General features: G+C 44.2%; 20 protein-coding genes. 14 read left to right on the top strand and 6 right to left on the bottom strand.

Annotated elements, in window-relative coordinates; all coding sequences use genetic code 11:
- Positions 1–253: 253 nt before the first annotated feature.
- The gene (locus K1I94_RS01100) at positions 254–1,336 is read right to left on the bottom strand and encodes a M24 family metallopeptidase (protein WP_223314156.1); all 1,083 of its coding nucleotides are present in this window, start codon (positions 1,334–1,336) and stop codon (positions 254–256) included.
- Between the two features lie 162 nt (positions 1,337–1,498).
- Here K1I94_RS01100 and ccpA point away from each other — a divergent pair, with 162 nt between their 5' ends.
- The 6 genes from ccpA (at position 1,499) to thrS (ending at position 8,469) form a co-directional block, all read left to right on the top strand.
- Positions 1,499–2,503: a catabolite control protein A gene (ccpA, locus tag K1I94_RS01105; protein WP_002894913.1), complete on the top strand. Its 1,005-nt coding sequence runs from the start codon at positions 1,499–1,501 to the stop codon at positions 2,501–2,503.
- A gap of 245 nt (positions 2,504–2,748) precedes the next feature.
- The gene (locus K1I94_RS01110) at positions 2,749–3,747 is read left to right on the top strand and encodes a glycosyltransferase family 4 protein (RefSeq protein WP_032915825.1); all 999 of its coding nucleotides are present in this window, start codon (positions 2,749–2,751) and stop codon (positions 3,745–3,747) included.
- A 1-nt stretch (position 3,748) separates the two neighbouring features.
- Positions 3,749–5,071: a glycosyltransferase family 4 protein gene (locus K1I94_RS01115; RefSeq protein WP_002894916.1), complete on the top strand. Its 1,323-nt coding sequence runs from the start codon at positions 3,749–3,751 to the stop codon at positions 5,069–5,071.
- Between the two features lie 71 nt (positions 5,072–5,142).
- Entirely contained in the window at positions 5,143–5,625 is a 483-nt protein-coding gene (locus K1I94_RS01120) for a hypothetical protein (protein WP_223314157.1), read from the top strand.
- A 266-nt stretch (positions 5,626–5,891) separates the two neighbouring features.
- Positions 5,892–6,515: an adenylate kinase family protein gene (locus tag K1I94_RS01125; protein WP_223314158.1), complete on the top strand. Its 624-nt coding sequence runs from the start codon at positions 5,892–5,894 to the stop codon at positions 6,513–6,515.
- A 10-nt stretch (positions 6,516–6,525) separates the two neighbouring features.
- Entirely contained in the window at positions 6,526–8,469 is a 1,944-nt protein-coding gene (thrS, locus tag K1I94_RS01130; RefSeq protein ID WP_223314159.1) for a threonine--tRNA ligase, read from the top strand.
- Positions 8,470–8,572: 103 nt separating this feature from the next.
- On the opposite strand, the gene K1I94_RS01135 is transcribed toward thrS, so the two are convergent.
- The 5 genes from K1I94_RS01135 to K1I94_RS01155 all read right to left on the bottom strand — a co-directional run bounded on the left by K1I94_RS01135 (position 8,573) and on the right by K1I94_RS01155 (position 12,031).
- The gene (locus K1I94_RS01135; RefSeq protein WP_002899932.1) at positions 8,573–8,971 is read right to left on the bottom strand and encodes a hypothetical protein; all 399 of its coding nucleotides are present in this window, start codon (positions 8,969–8,971) and stop codon (positions 8,573–8,575) included.
- Between the two features lie 108 nt (positions 8,972–9,079).
- The gene (locus tag K1I94_RS01140) at positions 9,080–9,739 is read right to left on the bottom strand and encodes an amino acid ABC transporter permease (protein ID WP_002899933.1); all 660 of its coding nucleotides are present in this window, start codon (positions 9,737–9,739) and stop codon (positions 9,080–9,082) included.
- 10 nt (positions 9,740–9,749) lie between these two features.
- Positions 9,750–10,430, bottom strand: coding sequence for an amino acid ABC transporter permease (locus tag K1I94_RS01145; RefSeq protein WP_060975756.1), 681 nt, complete (start codon positions 10,428–10,430; stop codon positions 9,750–9,752).
- A gap of 12 nt (positions 10,431–10,442) precedes the next feature.
- Positions 10,443–11,255: a transporter substrate-binding domain-containing protein gene (locus tag K1I94_RS01150; protein WP_049547962.1), complete on the bottom strand. Its 813-nt coding sequence runs from the start codon at positions 11,253–11,255 to the stop codon at positions 10,443–10,445.
- A gap of 14 nt (positions 11,256–11,269) precedes the next feature.
- Positions 11,270–12,031: an amino acid ABC transporter ATP-binding protein gene (locus tag K1I94_RS01155; protein WP_002913381.1), complete on the bottom strand. Its 762-nt coding sequence runs from the start codon at positions 12,029–12,031 to the stop codon at positions 11,270–11,272.
- A 342-nt stretch (positions 12,032–12,373) separates the two neighbouring features.
- Here K1I94_RS01155 and yycF point away from each other — a divergent pair, with 342 nt between their 5' ends.
- From yycF to K1I94_RS01195, 8 genes are all read left to right on the top strand, one after another.
- Positions 12,374–13,075, top strand: coding sequence for a response regulator YycF (gene yycF, locus K1I94_RS01160; protein WP_002894937.1), 702 nt, complete (start codon positions 12,374–12,376; stop codon positions 13,073–13,075).
- Positions 13,068–14,417, top strand: coding sequence for a cell wall metabolism sensor histidine kinase VicK (vicK, locus tag K1I94_RS01165; protein WP_223314160.1), 1,350 nt, complete (start codon positions 13,068–13,070; stop codon positions 14,415–14,417). The genes yycF and vicK overlap by 8 nt, the downstream gene beginning before the upstream one ends.
- Before the next feature lie 9 nt (positions 14,418–14,426).
- A complete protein-coding gene (locus tag K1I94_RS01170) occupies positions 14,427–15,227 on the top strand; it encodes an MBL fold metallo-hydrolase (protein WP_223314161.1) in 801 nt (266 codons plus the stop codon).
- 91 nt (positions 15,228–15,318) lie between these two features.
- On the top strand, positions 15,319–15,678 hold the full coding sequence (locus K1I94_RS01175; RefSeq protein WP_002906095.1) for a YbaN family protein: 360 nt from the start codon (positions 15,319–15,321) through the stop codon (positions 15,676–15,678).
- A 121-nt stretch (positions 15,679–15,799) separates the two neighbouring features.
- On the top strand, positions 15,800–16,498 hold the full coding sequence (gene rnc, locus K1I94_RS01180) for a ribonuclease III (protein WP_002903151.1): 699 nt from the start codon (positions 15,800–15,802) through the stop codon (positions 16,496–16,498).
- Complete coding sequence (gene smc / locus K1I94_RS01185) at positions 16,489–20,025, top strand: chromosome segregation protein SMC (protein ID WP_223314162.1); 3,537 nt, start codon at positions 16,489–16,491, stop codon at positions 20,023–20,025. Before rnc ends, smc begins: the two co-directional genes overlap by 10 nt.
- Before the next feature lies 1 nt (position 20,026).
- On the top strand, positions 20,027–20,821 hold the full coding sequence (locus K1I94_RS01190; protein WP_223311677.1) for a Cof-type HAD-IIB family hydrolase: 795 nt from the start codon (positions 20,027–20,029) through the stop codon (positions 20,819–20,821).
- Positions 20,821–21,639, top strand: a complete 819-nt coding sequence (locus tag K1I94_RS01195) for a Cof-type HAD-IIB family hydrolase (protein WP_223314163.1) — start codon at positions 20,821–20,823, stop codon at positions 21,637–21,639. The genes K1I94_RS01190 and K1I94_RS01195 overlap by 1 nt, the downstream gene beginning before the upstream one ends.
- Positions 21,640–21,642: the final 3 nt, after the last annotated feature.

The following is a 21,642-nucleotide window of genomic DNA, read 5'->3' on the forward strand; positions in this document are numbered from 1 at the left end:
GAGGAGCCATTGAGTTTTTCGGAACGTCTCGAGAGACGACTTCATTGGAGGAAAAGCAGGTGAACCTAAATGACTTGGTATAATTATTAGGAAACAAGAAAAAACGACAGAAACTTTTCTATCGTTTTTTGAAATTATAAATGTTTAAGGACTAAGTTAGCTATAACGATGTTTAACAATGATAGCTCAAAGAACCAGAAGTCCTTTGCCAAACCCAATAATCATTCAAGACATAATATAGGCTGATAAAATTCTATTCAAAATACAACAAGTCCTTGCTAGTCTCGGTGAAGAGTTCAAAACCATTCTTAGTGACATAGCCGCAGTCCTCGATGCGGACACCGACCTTGCCTGGGATGTAAATACCAGGCTCAACGGAGAAGCACATGCCTTCTTCGATGACCATGTCGTTGCCCTCCATGATAGATGGGAATTCGTGAACATCCATACCGATACCATGGCCGAGTCGGTGATTGAAATACTCACCGTAGCCAGCTTTTTCGATGATCTGCCGTGCTGCGCGGTCTACTTCATGAGCTGTGACGCCTGGCTTGATAAAATCAAGAGCAGCTTGCTGGGCTTCTAAGGTCAGATGATAGATATCCTTTTTGAACTGATCCGGCTGGCCGACAGCAACGGTCCGCGTCATATCGCTGGCATAGCCATTGACCATGCAGCCAAGGTCAAAGAGCAGGAGGGCGTTATTTTCGACCTTATTTGCTCCGGGAATACCGTGCGGATTAGCTGCATTATTTCCCGTCAATACCATAGTTTCAAAGCTCATTTCATAGCCTTCGCGTTTGATAGCAAAGTCAATCTGAGCAATGATATCCGTTTCGGTATTTTCCAGTGAAATATTGTCAAAACCAATATTGACAGCCTTGTCAGCATATTGCCCAGCTACTAGCATTTTCTGGATTTCATCGGCAGACTTAATCAGGCGCAAGCGGTTGACGTAAGGAGTCAGGTTGGCAAATTCTGCGCTATCAAAAACAGTTTTCAATCCATGATATTTGGTCAAAATCAAGTTATCAAACTCAAGAGCGACAGTCTTGAAGGAGTGAGCCGGAAGGGCTGCTTTAATCTTCTGCCAAGGATTTTCAGAGTCCATATAGCCAAGGACTGAAAAGGGAACAGCTCCTGAAGCCCGCTCAATTTCTAGAGCAGGAACGAAGAGCAGGGGCTCATGGTCAGGATAGACAAACAAAAACATCTGCCGCTCATGCGGGTCACTGTAGAAACCAGTCAGATAATTGATAGTGACTGGATCAGACAGCACAGCGGCATCTAGCTTCTCATTCTCGAGATAGTTGGTGATTTGTTGAATTTTTGTCATGGTCACAACCTTCTTTCTATGCCTCTATTTTGGCAAAAAATGTCAAAAAAAGCAAGACTTTTCAAAAACTTATCAAAATACTTGAAAGTGTTTACAAGAAGTGATAAAATGGTGAATGTAGGAAAGTGAAAACGATATTTTCAATAGAAGAAAGGAAACTATATGAACACAGACGACACAGTAACGATTTATGATGTCGCCCGTGAAGCGGGAGTTTCGATGGCGACAGTCAGTCGAGTAGTGAATGGAAACAAGAACGTCAAAGAAAACACACGTAAAAAAGTTTTAGAGGTCATTGATCGTCTTGACTATCGTCCAAACGCAGTAGCACGTGGACTAGCCAGCAAGAAGACTACAACCGTCGGCGTTGTCATTCCAAATATTACCAATAGCTATTTCTCAACTCTGGCAAAAGGGATTGATGATATTGCTGAAATGTATAAATACAATATTGTCTTGGCTAACAGTGATGAGGACGATGATAAGGAAGTCTCCGTTGTCAATACTCTATTTTCTAAACAGGTGGATGGGATTATTTTCATGGGCTATCATCTGACAGAGAAAATTCGCTCAGAGTTTTCACGTTCGCGCACACCGGTCGTTTTGGCGGGTACTGTCGATGTGGAGCATCAGCTTCCGAGCGTCAATATTGACTACAAGCAAGCAACTGTTGATGCTGTAGAATTACTGGCTAAGCGCAATAAGAAAATTGCCTTTGTTAGCGGACCGCTTGTAGATGATATCAACGGGAAAATCCGTCTATCAGGCTATAAAGATGGCTTGAAGAACAAGAAACTTTCATATAGCGAAGGCTTGGTTTTTGAATCTAAATATTCTTATGATGATGGCTACCACTTGGCAGAGCGTGTCATTGCTTCCAAAGCAACAGCTGCTTTTGTCACAGGAGATGAACTGGCTGCAGGCCTCTTAAATGGTCTGTCTGATCAAGGCATCAAGGTTCCAGAAGATTTTGAAATCATTACCAGTGATGATTCGCAAGTAGCTCGTTTCACTCGTCCTAACCTTTCCACAATCGGTCAGCCTCTCTATGACATCGGCGCAATCAGTATGCGCATGCTGACTAAGATTATGCATAAGGAAGAATTGGAAGAACGCGAAGTTCTCCTAGCTCACAGCATTAGCGAGCGTAAATCAACTCGGAAATAAGCGGTGAGATAGAAGCTTGATTATCAAGTCTTCTGAGCTTGAAAAGCGACTGAAGAGACTAAGTCAATGACTGCTTTAAGAGAGTTTCATGATTATGAAGCGAGGCTGAGGTGTAGTACCTCAGCTTTTTTGTGTTTCCGTTCAGCTAGAGCGTTTTCTATATGCTATCAGGCTTTGGATGGATTTTTTACCTCATTTGCCCTTGTGGTTTTCCTTTTTATTTGATTTTCGGTATAATAGGAAGTATGAAAGTATTACTGTACCTTGAAGGAAAGTCCGTTTTGGAGAAATCAGGAATCGGCCGAGCCCTCCAGCACCAGATGCACGCCTTGGATTTGGCTGGGATTCCTTATACAACGGACGTTTTAGGAGATTATGATGTGGTCCACATCAATACCTATGGTCCCCGTAGCTTGCTTCTTCTGCATGCTGCCAAGAGGGGCAATAAAAAAGTGATTATGCATGGGCATTCGACCAAGGAGGACTTTGAAAATTCCTTTATTGGATCCAATCTCTTTGCTCCGCTTTTTGGTAAATATCTGACTCACATGTATAAAAAGGCGGATTTCATTATCACACCTTCGGAGTATTCCAAGCAGCTGATCCAGTCTTATGGGGTCACTACGCCTATGGTGGCTGTGTCAAACGGTATTGACCTGCCTAAGTATAAGAAAGATGCTCGCAAGGAAGAAGTTTTTAAAAAGTATTTTAAGATTGAAGAAGGGCAGAAGGTGGTCGTTTGTGCTGGTCTTTATTTCCGCCGCAAGGGGATTGAGGATTTTGTAGAGGTTGCCCGCAGGATGCCTGATGTACGCTTTATCTGGCTGGGCTCTATTAATCTCTGGTTGATTCCGCGCAAGATTCGCCGTTTGGTTCTCTTTGACCACCCTGATAATGTCGAATTCCCTGGCTATTTTAAGGGAGCTGTTTTCCAGGGAGCCATGTCAGGAGCAGATGCCTTCTTTTTCCCGTCCTATGAGGAAACAGAAGGAATTGTTGTCCTGGAAGCCTTGGCCAGTGAGCAGAATGTTGTGCTGCGTGATATCCCGGTCTATCATGGCTGGGTAGATGAGCATTCAGCCGAGCTCTGTCATAACGTAGACGAGTTTGTCCAGTCTCTGAGAAATATCTTGGATAAAAAGGTGGACAAGTGCGAAGCAGGCTATCAGGTGGCTAAAAGTCGCTCTATTGACGATGTTGCAGATCAGTTAGTTAAGGCTTATCAAACAGTTTTGGAGATGTAAGATGCGTATTGGTCTTTTTACAGATACCTATTTTCCTCAGGTCTCTGGGGTTGCTACCAGTATTCGGACTTTGAAGACGGAGCTGGAAAAATTAGGTCACACGGTATTTATTTTTACAACGACGGACAAGGATGTCAATCGTTATGAGGATTGGCAGATTATTCGGATTCCCAGCGTACCTTTCTTTGCCTTTAAGGACCGAAGAGTGGCTTACCGAGGCTTTTCTCATGCCTTAGAAATTGCCCGTCAGTACCAGCTGGATATTATCCATACCCAGACTGAGTTTTCACTAGGGCTGCTGGGGATTTGGATTGCTAAAGAGCTACGGATTCCGGTAGTACATACCTATCATACCCAGTATGAGGATTATGTGCACTATATTGCCAAGGGGATGGTCATCCGTCCTAGCATGGTCAAATATATCGTCCGTGGCTTCATGAGTGACTTGGATGGGGTTATCTGCCCTAGCGAGATTGTTTATGACCTTTTGGTTGATTATAAAATCGAAGCAGAAAAACGGGTGATTCCGACAGGGATTGAGCTGGCGAAGTTTGAACGGCCGGAAATTTCACGTGAGGATATCAAGAAGCTCCGTTTCAAGCTAGGATTGGCTGAAGATGAGATTATGCTGCTCAGTCTGTCGCGAATTTCTTATGAAAAGAATATCCAGGCTATCGTTGAGGCGATGCCTGCCGTCCTTGAAGAAAATGACAAAGTCAAGCTAGTCATTGTCGGCGACGGCCCCTATGCGGAAGACTTGAAAGAATTGGTTGCTAAGCTTCAGATTGAAGAAGCTGTCATATTTACGGGGATGATTGCTCCTAGTGATACGGCCCTTTACTATAAAGCTGCGGATTTCTTTATCTCTGCCTCAACCAGTGAGACCCAAGGTCTGACTTATCTGGAAAGCTTAGCCAGCGGCACGCCGATTATTGCCCATGGTAATCCTTATCTGGATAATGTTATCAGTGACAAGATTTTTGGGACCCTTTATTACCAAGAGCGGGATTTATCAGGCGCTATTTTAGAGGCAATTATTGCGACGCCTGATATGGATGAGCAGAAGTTAGCAGACAAGCTCTACGAGATTTCAGCGGAGAACTTTGGCCGCAGAGTCTATGAGTTTTATCTAGATTTGACTATTTCCAAGGACTTCCATAACGAGCTCAGCCCAGAGGAAAGTGCTGCCAAGCGTCTGGCCAAGACAGTGGCCTATCTGCCTGGAAAAGTCATTTCTCTTCCAATCAATGGCTCCGTTCGTATCCTCAAAGCTTCGAGTAAGCAAGTGAAAAAAATCAGGAATATTACTAAATTATTAGAATAGAAACATGCCTTGCATCATTGCGGCAATAGCTATTTATGCAAGGTTTTATTTAGAAATAGAGGAGAAATCTTATGAAAAAATATCTCAAACAGCTGCCGTGGCTGCTTTTGTTCTATGGCATTTTCATTGCTTCAGATTGGATTTGGCAAGAGCTTTGGAGATATCTCATAGACAATACAGAAAGTATGGGAAGCGATTTGAACTGGCTTTCTAATCTTAATTTATTTTATTATGCTTTGCTGCTTCCTTTGATTGGTGCAGTGATTGTTTATATAAATACTCGGATGCAAGGTTTTTCACTGCCCTTTCTTCTTTTGATTCCGGGGGTTCATTATTATTACCTATTCAAAAACTTTTTTGACGGACTTTTTTACTCAGGAGACAAGATTTATAATCCAATCACTTCCACGCTTTATAATGCTAGAGATATTCATGTCTTGTTATTCCTTTCTTTGGGAGGAATGCTGTTGGCAGAGCAACATCGTAAAAAACGTCAAGCTGCGACTTTGAGTCAAGAGGCTCTAAATCGTTTTTCTGGTTTTGATGGTCAATAGCTCTTGCAAATTTTTCCAATCGTGCTATAATGTTTTCTAGAGACATATCACCTGCAGGAAATCTTGTAGAGAGCGCGTGGAGCTGGAAATCGCGTAGAGGATGCAGTTGGGACTACTCTACTGGATTTTATGAAAACATAAAACGGTGGCCACGTTAAAGCCAATCAGAGGTGTCCCTCTTTTTTGAGGAACATAAATGAAGGTGGAACCACGTTGCGACGTCCTTTTAGGATGTCGTTTTTCTTTTGTCAGAAGGAGGAAGAACGATGCTTTATATGATTGGCGGATCGCCTTGTAGTGGAAAGTCAACAATTGCCTCACTTCTTGCTAGACAGTATCAACTACTTCATATCAAACTGGATGATTTGGTAGAAGAGATGATGAATCAAGCAAGTGCAGATTCACAGCCGATTTGCCTTCTTAGACAGGACAGAAATCCGGAACAAATCTGGATGAGAAAGCCAGAAGAGATGGCAGATGAAGAATGGTGCTTTTATGAAGAGATTTTTCCTTATGTAAAATCTTACTTGATAAAAAATCAAAACAGACCTCTCTTGGTGGAGGGAGCAGGACTTTTGCCTCACTTGGTAAAGGAGCTTGAATGTCAAGTATCATCCTATCTATGCTTGACTCCGACAGCTGATTTTCAAAAAAAGCATTATATACAGAGAGAATGGGTTCCTTATGTCTTAGAGGGTACAACCAACCCTGATCAAGCTTTTGAAAACTGGATGCAACGAGACATTCTTTTTGCTCAAATGGTTCGGAAGGAAGCGGTGAGATTAGGCTATCCTAGCCTCGTAACAGATGGTAGTCAATCAGAGAATCAGACTGCGGAAGAAGTTGCTCGGCTCTTAAAATTGTCCAACAAAAATAGAATAAATATTTAAGGAGAAAACCATGATTAAGATTACTTTCCCAGATGGCGCTGTTCGTGAATTCGAATCTGGCGTTACAACTTTTGAAATTGCCCAATCTATCAGCAATTCCTTAGCTAAAAAAGCTTTGGCTGGTAAATTCAACGGCAAATTGATTGATACGACTCGTGCCATCACTGAAGATGGTGCCATTGAAATCGTGACACCTGACCACGAAGCTGCTTTAGATATCTTGCGTCACTCAGCAGCCCACCTGTTTGCACAAGCAGCTCGCCGTCTTTTCCCAGATATTCACTTGGGCGTTGGTCCTGCCATTCAGGATGGTTTCTACTACGATACGGACAATGAAGCAGGGCAAATTTCCAACGAAGATCTTCCTCGTATTGAAGAGGAAATGAAGAAAATTGTCAAAGAAAACTTCCCATCCATCCGTGAGGAAGTGACCAAGGATGAGGCGCGTGAAATTTTCAAAAATGACCCATACAAGTTGGAATTGATTGAAGAGCATTCAGAAGATGAGGGCGGTTTGACCATCTACCGTCAGGGTGAATATGTGGATCTCTGCCGTGGGCCTCACGTTCCATCTACAGGTCGGATCCAAATCTTCCACCTCTTGAACGTGGCCGGTGCATACTGGCGCGGGAACAGCGACAATGCTATGATGCAGCGGGTCTATGGTACTGCTTGGTTTGACAAGAAAGACCTGAAGAAATATCTGCAAATGCGTGAAGAAGCCAAAGAACGTGACCACCGTAAGTTAGGTAAAGAGCTGGATCTCTTCATGATTTCACAAGAAGTGGGTCAAGGTTTGCCATTCTGGCTGCCAAACGGTGCGACTGTCCGTCGCGAGTTGGAGCGCTACATCGTTGATAAAGAGTTGGCTTCAGGCTACCAACACGTCTACACTCCGCCTTTGGCCTCTGTGGAGCTTTATAAGACTTCTGGTCACTGGGAGCACTACCAGGAGGATATGTTCCCAACCATGGATATGGGTGATGGAGAAGAGTTTGTTCTTCGTCCGATGAACTGTCCTCACCACATCCAAGTCTACAAACACCACGTTCATTCTTACCGTGAGCTTCCAATCCGTATTGCTGAGATTGGCATGATGCACCGCTACGAAAAATCTGGTGCCCTGACTGGTCTTCAACGTGTACGTGAAATGTCCTTGAACGATGGCCACTTGTTTGTAACGCCAGAACAGATTCAAGAAGAATTCCAGCGTGCGCTGCAGTTGATTATCGACGTTTACGCTGACTTCAACTTGACAGAATATCGTTTCCGTCTCTCTCTTCGTGACCCTCAGGATACGCATAAGTATTTTGATAACGATGAGATGTGGGAAAATGCCCAAACCATGCTGCGATCAGCCTTGGACGAAATGGGTGTGGACTACTTTGAAGCAGAAGGAGAAGCAGCCTTCTACGGTCCCAAACTCGATATCCAGGTCAAAACAGCCCTAGGGAATGAAGAAACTCTGTCAACTATCCAGCTGGACTTCCTCTTGCCAGAGCGTTTTGACCTCAAGTATGTCGGAGCTGACGGTGAAGAGCATCGCCCAGTTATGATTCACCGTGGAGTTATCTCAACCATGGAGCGCTTCACAGCCATCTTGATTGAAAATTACAAGGGTGCCTTCCCGACCTGGCTGGCTCCGCATCAAGTGACTTTGATTCCTGTTTCTAACGAAGCCCATATTGACTATGCTTGGCAAGTGGCTAAAAAGCTGCGCGACAAGGGTGTACGTGCTGATGTGGATGAGCGCAATGAAAAGATGCAGTACAAGATTCGTGCTTCACAAACTAGCAAGATTCCTTATCAGCTCATCGTTGGTGACAAGGAAGTAGAAGATGGTACTGTTAATGTCCGCCGCTACGGTCAAAAAGAAACACATACAATACCAGTAGACGAATTTGTAGAGCAAATCTTAGCAGACATTGCCAGCAAATCCCGCCTTGAAAAGTAGAACTCATTAGAAAACAATTAAACCCGAGCAATTAGCTCGGGTTTAATTGTTTTCTATCTGTAGGTAGAAACTTCTTTAACTAATTATGTTAGCAAGTTTTATCTTAATTCAAGTATTTATCCACATAATCATCAAAATCAGGATACTCATTTCGGTTCATAGCATAGAGCATTTCCCCATAGAGAGGGTCGCTAGACGGGTCATCAGGTTCTAGAAGAGTAGCTATTTTCATATCATCATCTGGGAAAAGGATGGTGTAGTGATAGGTATCGCTGACAGTAATACTGTAATATTTGGTGTTGTCTTGATAGCCTGACTTATCTATCTTATAGTGAAATTCTTTATCGCCTAGCTTGCCTGTTTTGCCATTAAAGACAATGTCAATGTCCTCGCCGTTTGCTTTCTGAGCTTTCCATTTTCCTTGAAAGCTAGCGTGCTGACCGCAGGCGCTGAGAAAGATTAGTGATAAGAAAGTGATGAAAAGCCATGTTAGTTTTTTCATATCGTTCTCCTTGTCTATCCTTTGATATTATTCTACCACAAATATTAAAAATAAAAAAGCTGAGTTGGTAAACTCAACTTTTAGAAAGTAGTTCTGTATTTGAGCTATCTATTCCGCAGCTTGGGCCCAGCGTTGGGATAGCTTGCGCGAGAAGCTGGAAATGGCGAAGTTAATCAGGAAATAGATGGCTGCTACTAACAGATAGAGCGCGAAGACCTGTTCAGCTTCAAAATAGCGCCCCATTAGAATTTGAGCAGAACCAAAGAGTTCTTGGAGCGCAATAACAGAATAGAGCAGGCTGGTATCCTTAATCACTGTGACAAACTGAGAAATGATGGCTGGCAGCATTTTCCGAATAGCCTGAGGTAGGATGATATAACGCAGTATCTGAAACTGGGTAAATCCTTGAGATAAGCCAGCTTCAGTCTGACCTGGGTCAATGGCATTAAGGCCGCCTCGGATAATTTCTGCCAAAGCAGCAGAAGTAAAGACAGTGAAACTGATGATACCGGCTGGCGTTGACTTAATCTGAAAGACTAAAAAGATGGTGAAGATCCAGAGCAGATTGGGTACATTACGGACAAATTCGATATAAATGCTGGCAATCAGTTTGAGCAGTTTATTTTTTCCATTTCGCATGACGGCTAGAATAGTTCCAAAAATCGTGGATAGGACAATGGAAATGAAAGAAATTTGCAGCGTCAGCCAGAGCCCCTTAAGGATAAAGAGGAGGTTGGTTGCGGTTAAGACTTTTAAAATATTTTCCATAGAGACCTCCTTAGATGCTGTAAGCTTGTTTATTGGCTTCCTCTACCTTTCGTCCCCAGCTAGCGATTGGGAAGCAAAGGAGGAAGTAGAGCAGAGCTGCTCCAGCAAATGCTGGGATGTAGTTGGAGTTCAGAGCAGACCAAGACTTGGTCACGAACATCAGATCCATACCAGAGATAATAGCGACGGTAGAAGTGTTTTTTATCAGATTGACGACCTGATTGATTAACGGTGGCAGGATAATCCGAAAAGCTTGGGGCAGGATGATATATCGCATAGTTTCTACATAGGTAAAGCCCTGAGATAGTGCAGCTTCGGTCTGCCCGCGAGGAATGGACTGGATACCTGAGCGGATGACTTCGGCGATATAAGCACCGTGATACAGTCCTACACAAAGGACAGCAGTCCAATAGATTGAGGGCATGATGGTGTAATTGCTGACTAGCGGAAGACCGTAAAAGACAATTACAAATTGCACTAAGAGTGGTGTATTCTGATAAAACTCAACAAAAACACGAGCTAGACCACGTAGAACTTTGCGCTTACCTGTGCTGATAGCTCCAAAGAAAATCCCTAGTAGAAGAGCCAAGGTCAGGGCACCGATAGAAATAGCTAAGGTAAAGAGGAATCCTTGGAAAAACTTGCCAAAGTCCGCAAAGTAGGCCTGCCAAGAAGAAATACTAAAACTCATGGGGTCTCCTTTCTAATCATCTGTTGAAGCAGATGGTTTTAAATCATATTTGTCATAAATTTTCTGTAGACTGCCGTCTTCCTTCCATTTAGAGATTAGGCCATCTACATAGTCATTCAATTGAGTATTGGATTTTTTTGTTACCACACCATAATCGGCTTTTTTGAAGCTGTAATCCAGAATGTTTGACTTGGAACTTACATAGCCGGTCAGGATGGACTTATCAACAGAAATGGCATCAATACGGTGAGCCCGCAAGGAAACAGCAAGTTCCGGGTAGGAGCCTAACTCCACATATTTGAAGTTGAGCTTTTTCTCTTGAGCGATTTCTTCCAGCAAGGTCTGAGTAATAGAGCCTTGGACGACGCCGATAGTCTTGTTATTCAAGTCCTTGACGTCTGTAATTTTGCTGGATTTATTAACTAGAAAACCAGAAGCATCTGTGTAGTAAGGGGTTGTAAAATTATAGATTTCCTTACGCTCATCTGTGATGGTAAAGGTCGCAATGACCATGTCAACTTGTCCGTTGTCCAGAAGTGGTCCGCGGGTTTGTGCGGTAACTGGAACGTAGTTGATTTTGACGCCTAGTTCCTTAGCAATCTTCTTTGCAATATCGATTTCTAGACCGCTGTAAGTATTGCTATCTGGATTGAGGTAACCAAAGTTAGGTACATCCTGCTTGACACCGACATTGAGGACACCGCGTTTTTGGATGGCCTTGACCTGTTGGCTGGTACTGGAATCAGCTTGTGCAGGAACAGCATTAATAAAGCCTAGAGTCAGAAGGAGTAAGAGTAGGCTGATGAGTATTTTTTTAAGTTTCATAGGTCTTCTCCTTTTTAAGAAAGAACGTTATCACTCTCATGGTTGATAATTTTACTGAGAAACTGCTTAGCACGAGGTTCGGTAGGATTGTCAAAGAAAGCATCAACATCAGTAGTATCCACCAGCACTTCACCGTCTGCCATGAAGATAATGCGGTCAGCTACCTCACGGGCAAAGCCCATTTCGTGTGTGACCACAATCATGTTCATGCCGTCTTTGGCTAATTTTTGCATAACAGCCAGAACATCCCCGATTGTTTCAGGGTCCAGGGCAGAAGTCGGTTCATCAAAGAGCAGGAGCTCAGGGTGCATGGCTAATCCACGGGCAATGGCAATCCTTTGCTTTTGTCCACCGGACAGCATGCCTGGGTAAGAGTCTTTCTTGTCCCACATGTTGACAAATTCTAGATATTTTTGAGCGATTTTTTTAGCTTCTTGTTTATCCATTCCTAGAACTTTAATAGGCGCCAAAGTGACATTTTCTAACACCGTTTTGTGGGGGTAAAGATTAAAGTGTTGAAAGACCATTCCGACTTCTTTGCGTAAGTTGACCAGATCTTTGGCAGCAGTGTTTGCGACCTCGTGGCCATTGACGATCAAGCTCCCCTGATCAATGCCTTCTAAAGCGTTGATTGTACGGATAAGAGTAGATTTTCCTGAGCCGGATGGTCCCAGTAGTACAACTACTTGCCCTTTTTCAAAACTGAGATTGATATTGCGCAGAGCATGGTAATCTCCGTAATACTTTTCGACATTTTTAAATTCAACTAAAGCCATATCTTTCTCCTTTATGTTAGATAATATGACATAGATTTTACCATAGAATAAATAAACTGTCAAATTGAATAAAAATGAGTATTTTCATTCAGAGAAAAATTTTTTTTGGGATGAGAATTGTCCATTTTCTACAAATGTGGAATAAAAATGGCTTGAATTAGTGTTTTTTAAGAAAACTTTGGTATAATAAGACTATATAAATAAATAAAATTGGATTGGGAGTCTAGCTAGGCAAACTAGATTGCCTTTTGCACGTTTTGATGCAGGACGACTTAGCTGACTATGTCACAACTTTTCTATCATGGAGTTGATTGAATCCCAATCTTATGTTAAGGTGAACATATGAAGAAAATATTAGTTGTAGATGATGAGAAACCAATCTCAGATATTATTAAGTTTAATATGGCCAAGGAAGGCTATGAGGTTTTGACTGCTTTTGATGGTAAGGAAGCCTTGGAAATGTTTGAGGCAGAACAGCCAGACATCTTGATTCTGGACTTGATGTTGCCAGAAGTGGACGGACTGGAAGTTGCTAGGACTATTCGCAAGACCAGCAATGTTCCGATTATTGTATTGTCTGCTAAGGACAGTGAGTTTGACAAGGTTATCGGCCTTGAAATTGGTGCTGATGACTATGTGACCAAGCCTTTCTCAAATCGTGAGCTGCAGGCGCGTGTCAAGGCACTTCTTCGTCGGGCAGACCTTGTTGTGGAAAACCAAGTAGAAGAAAGTGGCCCGAACGAGTTGACCATTGGAGAACTGCAGATTTTGCCAGATGCTTTTGTTGCTAAGAAGCATGGCAAGGAGCTGGAGCTGACCCACCGTGAGTTTGAGTTGCTTCACCATTTGGCGACACATATTGGCCAGGTGATGACACGTGAGCACTTGCTGGAAACAGTATGGGGCTATGACTATTTTGGCGATGTCCGTACAGTGGATGTGACGATCCGCCGCCTGCGTGAAAAGATTGAAGATACGCCAAGCCGACCTGAGTATATCTTGACTCGCCGCGGAGTTGGCTATTATATGAGAAATAATGATTGAAGCAATTAAACAATTTGTGATTTCTGCGGATTTTGTCTTTGCAATCATTATTATCGGCTTCATTGTAGTTGTTGCCTTGCTTTTATTGGAAAATCGCCGCGATAACCAAAAGCTTGTACAGCTTAATCAGAAGGTTAAAGATTTGATTGCAGGGGACTATTCTGAAGTGCTGGACATGCAGGGCAGTCCGGAAATCACAGATATGACCAACAGTATCAATGATCTTTCAGAGGTCATTCGACTGACACATGAAAACCTTGAGCAAGAAACCAAACGCCTTTCCAGTATCCTGTCCTATATGACAGATGGCGTGCTTGCGACCAACCGTCGGGGGCAGATTATCACTATCAACGATATGGCAACCAAGCAGTTGGGAGTTAAGAGAGATGAGGTCCAAAATATGAGTATTTTGGATCTGCTTTCGATTTCAGACGAGTATGATTTGAGGGACCTGATTACCAATGTACCTGAGCTGACGATAGATTCTCAGGATGAAAATGGTGAGTATTTGAGCTTACGGGTTCGCTTTGCCTTGGTAAGGCGGGAGTCGGGCTTCATTTCTGGTTTGGTAGCTGTCTTGCACGATACGACAGAGCAGGACAAGGAGGAGCGGGAGCGTCGTCTCTTTGTCTCTAACGTCAGCCATGAGTTGCGGACTCCGCTGACCAGTGTTAAGTCCTATCTGGAAGCCCTGGATGAGGGAGCCTTGTCTGAGCCAGTAGCGCCAGACTTTGTCAAGGTATCGCTCAATGAAACCAACCGCATGATGCGGATGGTAACGGACTTGCTTAGTCTGTCCCGTATTGACAATGAGACCAGTCATCTGGAAGTGGAGCTGACGAATTTCACGGCCTTTATCACCTTTATCCTCAATCGCTTTGACAAGATAAAAAATCAAGACGAAACTAAGAAATATGAGATTATCCGTGATTATCCTATAACACCGATTTGGGTAGAGATTGATACAGATAAGCTGACCCAGGTGATTGATAATATCATGAACAATGCTATCAAGTATTCGCCGGATGGTGGAACCATTACTGTTTCCATCAAGACAACGGATGAGCAGTTGATTCTCTCGATTGCGGATGAAGGTCTGGGGATTCCCAAGCAGGACCTGCCTAAGATTTTTGATCGCTTTTATCGAGTGGACAAGGCACGCAGCCGTGCCCAAGGCGGAACGGGTCTAGGACTGGCTATTGCCAAGGAAATTGTCAAGCAGCATCAGGGCTTTATCTGGGCTAAGAGTGAGTATGGTGTGGGCTCGACCTTTACCATTGTCTTGCCTTATGAGAATGATGGTGTTCGGGATGACGACTGGGATAATGAAGATGATATATAGAAAGTAAACATGACTAAAGGATTTCAATACAGTATTCTGGCGTCAGGATCAAGCGGTAATTGTTTCTATCTGGAAACAGACCAAAAGCGGATTCTGGTTGACGCTGGCTTATCAGGCAAGAAAATTACGAGCTTGCTGGGCGAAATTGACCGCAAGCCTGAGGATTTGGATGCTATTTTAGTGACCCATGAGCACAAGGATCACATTCATGGTGTTGGTGTATTGGCTCGCAAGTATCATCTGGATATTTATGCTAATGAGGCCACTTGGAAGGCTATGGAAAAGGACCTGGGCAAGCTGAATGCTAGTCAAAAGCATATCTTTGAATTGGGCAAGACCAAGACCTTTGGAGACTTGGATGTGGAGAGCTTTGGTGTCAGTCATGACGCAGCCTGTCCACAATTTTACCGCTTCATGAAGGATGACAAAAGCTTTGTCATGCTGACGGATACGGGCTATGTCAGTGACCGGATGGCTGGGATTATCGAAAATGCCGACGGCTATCTGATTGAGAGCAACCATGATATTGAAATTCTCCGCAGCGGCGCCTATCCTTGGAGTCTCAAGCAGCGGATTCTTTCGGATATGGGTCACCTGTCCAATGAAGACGGTGCGGAGACCATGATTCGGACTCTAGGCAATCGCACCAAGCGAATCTATCTGGGACATCTCAGTAAGGAAAATAATATCAAGGAATTAGCTCACATGACCATGGTCAATCAACTGGCTCAAGCTGATATGGCAGTCGGTCACGACTTCCAAGTCTATGATACCTCGCCTGATACCGCAACGCCTTTGACGAGTATTTAAACGCCAGACCGAAAGGTTTGGTTTTCTTGCTCTAGTGCGGTATCCATTATATATTTAAAAAGTAACGGTTTTATTTTGCAAAGGAGCTTGTATGCGACCAATTTACTTTGTGGTAGGTCTCTTATCTTTAGGGTTAGGAGTTTTGGGGATTTTTCTGCCTCTCCTGCCTACGACACCATTTCTTCTATTGTCCATTGCCTGCTTTTCGCGCAGTTCAAAGCGTTTTGAGAATTGGCTCTATCATACAAAGATGTATCAGACCTATGTGGCAGATTTTCGAGAGACAGGAACGATTGCCAAGGAGCGTAAGAAAAAGATCATCGTTTCCATCTATATCTTGATGGGCATTTCCATTTTTCTAGCGCCTATTATTTGGGTCAAGATTGGTCTGTTGGGTCTGACCATTTTTATCACCTATTATTTGTTTAAAGTAATTCCGGATAAGGAATAGAAATCACTGTCAGCAGGTGCGTTTGCGCCTGTTTTTTGTTATAATAGAGACTGTATATCTTTGGAAAGGAAAAGGTATCATGCTGCTTATCTGACTGAAGTCAGCATGATGTAAAATAGTAATGGAAAATTTGAAAAAAGCATTGCTGGAGCAGTTTGACTTGGTTTTCTCTGATGAGACCTTGTTGGAAACAGCTTTTACCCATACGAGCTATGCCAATGAGCACCGCCTCTTAAAAATTTCACACAATGAACGCTTGGAATTTTTAGGAGACGCTGTTCTGCAACTGATTATTTCGGAGTATCTTTATACCAAGTATCCTAAGAGACCAGAGGGCGACTTGTCCAAGCTGCGCTCCATGATTGTTCGGGAGGAGAGCCTGGCAGGCTTTGCCCGTGATTGTCAGTTTGATCAATTTATCAAGCTGGGACGCGGAGAGGAGAAGTCTGGCGGCCGGAATCGTGATACGATTTTAGGAGATTTGTTTGAGGCCTTTTTAGGTGCCTTGCTCTTAGATAAGGGTGTGGAAGCAGTCAAAAGCTTTCTCTATCAAGTCATGATTCCTAAGGTGGAAGCGGGAGATTTTGAGCGGGTGACGGACTATAAGACCAAGCTGCAGGAGTTGCTGCAGATTAATGGTGATGTGGAAATTGCCTATCAGGTCGTTTCTGAAACAGGACCGGCTCATGCCAAAAATTTTGAGGTAGCTGTTCTCATCAATGGCCGCAAGTCCGGTCAAGGCCAGGGGCGTTCTAAAAAGCTGGCCGAGCAGGAAGCTGCTAAAAACGCATTTGAAAAGGAAAGTTCTTCATGTTTTTAAAGGAAATTGAAATTCAGGGCTTCAAGTCGTTTGCTGATAAGACTAAAGTTGTCTTTGATCAGGGAGTGACAGCGGTTGTTGGGCCAAATGGTTCCGGCAAGTCCAATATTACGGAGAGCCTGCGCTGGGCCTTGGGAGAGTCCAGTGTGAAAAGTCTGCGGGGCGGCAAGATGCCCGATGTGATTTTTGCGGGAACAGAAACCCGCAAGCCTCTTAATTACGCATCAGTGGTAGTGGTTCTGGACAACAGTGACCAATTTATCAAGGATGCTGCCAATGAGATTCGGGTGGAGCGTCATATTTACCGCAGCGGTGACAGTGAGTATAAGATTGACGGCAAAAAAGTCCGTCTGCGCGATGTCCACGATCTCTTCATGGATACTGGGCTGGGACGAGATTCCTTCTCCATTATTTCCCAAGGGAAGGTCGAGGAAATCTTTAACAGCAAGCCGGAGGAACGCCGGGCAATCTTTGAAGAAGCGGCTGGAGTGCTTAAGTATAAGACGCGCCGCAAAGAAACGGAAAGCAAGCTTAGTCAAACCCAGGATAATCTGGACCGTCTGGAAGACATTATCTACGAGCTGGAGAGCCAGGTCAAACCCTTGGAGAAGCAGGCTGAAACTGCTAAGCGCTTCTTGAGTCTGGATGGCCAGCGCCGAGAGCTTTACTTGGATGTTTTGGTCGCACAGCTGACAGCTAATAAGGAAAAGTTGATCAAGGCTGAAGAAGATTTAACGAATATCCAGCAGGAGCTAGCAGCCTACTATAGCAAGCGCGATGAACTGGAAGTTGAAAACCAAACCTTGAAGGCCAAGCGCCATGAGCTCAATCAAACTTTGTCTGATGATCAAGCTAGTTTGCTGGAATTGACCCGCTTAATCAGTGATTTGGAGCGTCAGATTGACCTTTCTAAGTTGGAGTCCAGTCAGGCAGCGACGAGCCGTCGGGAAAATGAAGAGCGTTTGGCTGCTTTGTCAGAAAAACTGGCTCAGATAGAAAGCAACATAGAAGACAAGCAGGCTGAATTGAGCCAAATAGCTGCCAAACTGAGTGACAATGAGCAGTCCATCGCTGCTTTGGAAGCAGAATTAGCAGACTTTTCAGATGATCCAGACCAGCTGATTGAGCATCTGCGTGAGCAGTATGTCAAGCTCATGCAGGAAGAGGCAAATCTTTCTAATGACTTGACTTCTCTGGAGAGCCAGCTGGCTAGCGAGCTTAAATTGGCTGAGAGCAAGAAGGCAGACTATGCTAAGCTACAGGCTGATTTGGAGGCTAGTCAGATTCAGGAGCAGGCTGGTTTGGAGGAGTTGGAAATTGCTCGCCAAGCCCTCAAGGGCCTACTGGCTGACTACCAAAGTCAGGTTCAGTTAGTAGAGAAGTTGGATGCAGACTATAAGCATCAGCAGTCTAAGATGTTTGAGCTTTTGGACGACCTTAAAAACAAGCAGGCGCGTTCCAATAGCTTGGAAGCCATTCTCAAAAATCACAGCAATTTCTATGCTGGGGTCAAGAGTGTGCTGCAGGAAGCTGGCCGACTGGGTGGCATTGTTGGAGCAGTCAGCGAAAAACTCAGCTTCGATCCCCACTATCAGACAGCGCTGGAAATTGCGTTGGGAGCCAGCAGTCAGAATATCATCGTGGAAGATGAGGCGGCTGCGACTCGGGCTATCGAATTTCTGAAGAAAAATCGAGCTGGCCGGGCAACCTTCCTGCCTTTAACAACCATCAAGCCGCGTCAGCTGCCTGACCATAACCGTGCTACGATTGAAAAAAGTGCTGGTTTTCTGGGACTGGCTTCTTCCTTGGTCAGCTATGAATCTTCATTAGACAGCATTTTTCAAAATCTGCTGGGAACGACCGCTATTTTTGATACAGTGGAGCATGCCCGAGCAGCAGCTCGCCAAGTACGCTATCAGGTTCGCATGGTGACTTTGGATGGAACAGAGCTTCGGACTGGCGGTTCTTATGCTGGTGGTGCCAACCGCAATAACAATACTATCTTTATCAAGCCGGAGTTAGATGCTTTGCTTGAAGAGATTAAGCAGAAAAATGTCAGCTTGAAAGAGCAGGAAGAAGCAGTACAAATTCTGCAAAACCAGCTAAGTCAGGCCAAGCAGGTATTGGAACAAATCAAGACAGACGGTGAGCAGGCTCGCTTGGCTGAGCAAAAGGCTAATCTAGCCTATGAACAGTTAGCCAAGCGTGTAGAAGAACTCACAAGTCTGAAAAATCTACAGGAGCAGGAGTTGGCTGGTCAGTCTGCTTTGGATATTTCAGAAGAGAAAGACCGACTGCAGGCCCGCTTGACTGAGATTGAGCAAGAAAAAATGGATATCACTGTAGAAATAGAGCAGGTTAAGTCAAACAAAGATGCAGTTCAGGCTCGTTTTGACAAACTTTCCTCTCGCCTTGCTGAACTCAAGCTCCAGCGAACAGAGCTGACCTCCAACCAACGCTTTGAAAAGAATGACTTGGAACGACTGTCCGAGGAAAAAGCCAGCCTTGAAAAAGAGCAGGCAACCTTGGAACTCTTGATGGAGCAAAAGGAGCAGTCCAGCTTGCAGAAAGTGGATATTACAATCCTGGAAGAGCAATTAGAGACAGCCAAGCAAGAAAAGACTGAGCTAGATCAAAGACTGATTCGTCTGAAATTTGAGCTTGAAGATCTAGAAGGTCAGTCTGACGATATTGCCAGTCGTTTGGAGCAAGCCCGCCATCAAAATGAAGAATTGATTCGCCGGCAGGCCAAGGCAGAGGCAGAAAAGGATAAGCTCATGGATGTCATGCGCCGTCTGGCAAGCAATCTGACAGATGACTATCAGATGAGCTTCGATGAAGCAAGCAGCCAGGCTCGTCCGTTAGAAAGTTTACCAGCTGCTGAAAGCCAAGTTAAGGATCTGGAAAAAGCCATTCGAGCTTTAGGTCCGGTCAATCTGGAAGCAGTTGAGCAGTTTGAAGAAGTCAGCAACCGTTTGAACTTCCTCAACGAGCAACGAGACGACGTCCTATCAGCTAAAAATTTGCTCTTAGAGACGATTGAAGAGATGAATGACGAAGTCAAGGAACGCTTTAAATCGACCTTTGAAGCCATTCGTGAAAGCTTTAAGGTGACTTTCCGTCAGATGTTTGGTGGTGGTTCAGCAGACTTGATATTGACGGAGGGAGACTTGCTGACGGCAGGTGTAGAAATCTCCGTGCAGCCACCGGGCAAGAAGATCCAGTCGCTCAATCTGATGAGCGGTGGTGAGAAGGCCTTGTCGGCTTTGGCTCTGCTCTTCTCTATCATCCGCGTTAAGACCATTCCTTTTGTCATCTTGGACGAAGTCGAAGCAGCGCTGGACGAGGCCAATGTTAAACGCTTTGGGGATTATCTCAATCGCTTTGATAAGGACAGTCAGTTCATCGTGGTCACTCACCGTAAGGGAACCATGTCAGCTGCAGACTCTATTTACGGAGTTACCATGCAGGAGTCTGGCGTTTCCAAGATTGTCTCAGTCAAGTTAAAAGATTTAGAAAGTATGTAACATGAGTATAAAATTAGTAGCAACGGATATGGATGGCACCTTTTTAGACAGTAAAGGTCAGTTTGATATGGACCGTCTCAAGCAAGTTTTGGCTCGCTTTAAAGAAAAAGATATGTACTTTGCCGTAGCCAGTGGGCGCGGCCTCTTGTCGCTGGAAAAGCTATTTGAGGAAGTACGCAATGAGATTATTTTTATTGCTGAAAACGGCAGTTTAGTTGAGTTTCACGGCGAGGATCTCTATGAAGCAACCATGCCACGGGACTTTTACCTCAAGGTTTTTGACAAGCTGCAGGAATCTCCCTATGTCAATGTCAACGAGCTGCTTTTGACAGGCAAACGTGCCTGCTATGTCTTGGAGACTGTGGATCCGACCTATCTTTCTTTCAGTGCTCATTATAATGAAAACATTCAAAAAGTAGCTAGTCTTGCTGATATCGATGATGATATTTTCAAGTTTACGACCAATTTTGCTGAGGACCAAGTCGCAGCTGGTGAAGCTTGGGTCAATGAGAATATCGACGGAGTCAAGGCCATGACAACCGGCTACAAGTCCATTGACATCGTTCTGGACCATGTGGATAAGGGTGTTGCCATTGTCGAGTTGGCCAAGAAGCTAGACATAGATCTTTCTCAGGTTATGGTCTTTGGTGATAATCTCAATGATTTGCACATGATGCAGGTGGCTGGCTATCCGATCGCGACTGAAAATGCTCGTCCTGAGATTTTAGAAGTCGCCAAGGAAGTCATTGGTCACCATGATGCTCAGTCGGTTATCACTTACATGGAGGGATTATAATGGCAGATATAAAACTGATTGCTCTGGACTTGGATGGAACTCTCCTGACTTCAGACAAGAAGATTTCTGAGCGCAATTTAGCGGCTTTAAAAGCAGCTCAGGCCAAGGGAGTTAAGGTAGTTCTGACTACTGGCCGCCCCCTCAAAGCCATGGACTTTTTCCTGCATGAGCTGGGAACAGACAGTCGAGAGGATGAGTACACCATTACTTTTAATGGTGGTCTTGTTCAGCGCAACACTGGAGAAATCCTTGATAAAACGGTATTTTCTTATGATGATGTAGCCCGGATTTACGAGGAAACAGACAAGCTCCATATCCCTCTTGATGCTATCTGCGAAGGACTTGTCTATCAGATTCAATCCGATCAAGACTCGCTTTATGCTCAGTTCAATCCTGCTCTGACCTTTGAGTCCATTGATTTTAGTGATTTGTCCAGCCAGCAGACTTATAACAAATGTGTCACTGCTTATGCTCAAGAACCACTGGATGCGGCTATTGAGCAAATTTCACCGGAATTATTTGAGCGCTATGAGATTTTTAAATCTAGAGAAATGCTGCTGGAGTGGTCCCCTAAAAATGTCCATAAGGCTAATGGTTTGGAGAAACTAATTGCTCATTTAGGCATTGAGAGAAGTCAGGTCATGGCTTGTGGTGATGAAGCCAACGATCTGTCTATGATTGAGTGGGCTGGTCTGGGAGTAGCCATGCAGAATGCAGTAGCCATCGTCAAAGAAGCAGCCAATGTGGTGACACCTATGACTAATGATGAGGATGCAGTGGCTTGGGCTATTGAAGAATATATACTAAAGGAGGATTAGCCG

It is taken from the genome of Streptococcus sanguinis (genome assembly GCF_019929145.1).
Lineage (GTDB): Bacteria > Bacillota > Bacilli > Lactobacillales > Streptococcaceae > Streptococcus > Streptococcus sanguinis_U.